This is a genomic window from Microcoleus sp. PH2017_08_TRC_O_A, from assembly GCF_020738665.1.
Taxonomy (GTDB): domain Bacteria; phylum Cyanobacteriota; class Cyanobacteriia; order Cyanobacteriales; family Microcoleaceae; genus Microcoleus.
Map to the genome: position 1 here is coordinate 1 of NZ_JAEQCE010000199.1, position 1,813 is coordinate 1,813.

The 1,813-nt window shown below is 40.5% G+C and carries 2 protein-coding genes; both read left to right on the forward strand.

Annotated features, from left to right (window positions below; genetic code table 11):
- Positions 1-136 precede the first annotated feature (136 nt).
- Positions 137-535 carry an IS200/IS605 family transposase gene (gene tnpA, locus JGK22_RS33020; protein ID WP_293194019.1) on the forward strand — a complete coding sequence of 133 codons (399 nt, stop codon included), beginning with the start codon at positions 137-139 and terminating at the stop codon, positions 533-535.
- Positions 528-1,813 (forward strand): transposase (locus JGK22_RS33025; RefSeq protein WP_293194017.1); only part of this gene is annotated, 1,286 nt, incomplete at its 3' end. The genes tnpA and JGK22_RS33025, both read left to right, overlap by 8 nt.

The following is a 1,813-nucleotide window of genomic DNA, read 5'->3' on the forward strand; positions in this document are numbered from 1 at the left end:
TGACCAAAGAGCGAGACGCAAGCCCCTGGCTTTAGACATGGGGATAAGTCGGTAGCGGTTTCAACCGCCTTCTGTATTTAACAAAGCTTAATAAAGAATCAGCACCATATACAGCATCAAGCTGTATAACTATAGTATGAGTATTAAATACAAGTCAAACAAGAACATTGTCTACTCTTGCAAATATCATATTGTGTGGTGTCCCAAGTATCGTCGCAAGGTTCTAGTTGAAGGCGTCGATATCCGTCTGAAGGAAATATTATTAGAGGTTGCAACTGAGTTTAAGAGCGAATTAATTGAAATGGAAGTGATGCCAGATCATGTTCACCTTTTAGTCGAATGCGATCCTCAATTTGGGATTGCTAAACTCATTCGGTATATGAAAGGGCGCTCATCTCGATATCTCCGCCAAGAATTTCCTTGGCTAAAAAGTCGATTGCCAACGTTGTGGACTAATAGCTACTTTATTTCAACCGTTGGCGGTGCACCTATTTCGGTAGTCAAGCAGTATATTGAGAATCAAAAAAATGTCTAGTTATGGTTGCCAACAAAATTTAATTAGCGCAGATCGAACTTTAAAAAGCATCTTAGAATTTGTTTGTGAAGAGTCAAACAAGTTAGCTAATTGTGGACTTTACTACTCTCGGCAATTGTATTTCAAAACTGGAAAATTTCCAAGTAAAGCCACTTTGCACAGGCTGTTAAAAGGCAATCTCCACTTCAAAGCCTTGTACTCTCACGTAGCTCAACAGACTTTAACAACTGTGGCAGAGTCATTCCAGTCGTATATTGGACTACTTAAGGGTGTCAAAAATGGTACAGTCACGCAACACCCTAAACTGCCGGGATACCGCAAAAATAGCCTCAAGCTGGCGACGTTTCCCAAGGCAGATGTAAAGTTGAAAAGCGGGCAACTAAGGTTTCCATTGGGAGGTAAGGTTAAAACATGGTTTGGAGTTAGTGAATTCTATCTACCAATGCCGTCAAACTTAGATTACGACCAAATCCGAGAAATTCGCATCTTACCGAGGAATGGGCAATTTTATGCTGAATTTGTCTATAAAATTCAGCCAATAACAGTTGAATTAGATGCCAGTAAAGTTCTAGGTATTGACCCAGGATTAAATAATTGGTTGACCTGTGTTTCCAATGTGGGAACAAGTTTGATTATAGATGGATTGCACCTAAAATCATTAAATCAGTGGTATAACAAACGAGTTGCAACAATCAAAGAGAACAAGCCTCAAGGCTTTTGGTCTAAACGATTAGGGAGGATTACGGAGAAACGGAATAGGCAAGTTAGAGATGCCGTCAATAAAGCAGCTAAATTAGTATTGAATCATTGCCTGCAAAACCAAATAGGCACTGTTGTATTTGGCTGGAACAAAGGAATGCGTCAAGAAATCAATCTTGGAAGTAAAACAAACCAAAGTTTTGTGCAAATTCCAACAGCCCGATTAAAGGATAGAATTTCTCAACTTTGCGAGCAACATGGCATTCAATTTGTTGAAACTGAAGAAAGCTATACGAGTAAGGCGAGTTTTTTGGATGAGGATGAACTACCTAAGTTCGGTGAAAAACCTGAAGGGTGGAAAGAATCTGGAAAACGTGTCAGTCGCGGCTTGTATCGTTCAAAAGATGGAAGCAAAATCAATGCAGACTGCAACGGTGCTGCGAATATTTTGCGAAAAGTAGCGGCAACTTTAGGGCTTTGTCTTGAAGGAGTCAGTAGAGGCGCTTTGATTTCGCCTTTGAAAGTTCGCATTTGGACTCTTCAAGAATCCCCGTCCCGGAGCGGGCTGGGGAGTATCAA

Coding starts and splice junctions, on each gene's coding strand:
- tnpA (WP_293194019.1), top strand. CDS start 137: ATGAGTATTAAATACAAGTCAAACAAGAACATTGTCTACTCTTGCAAA.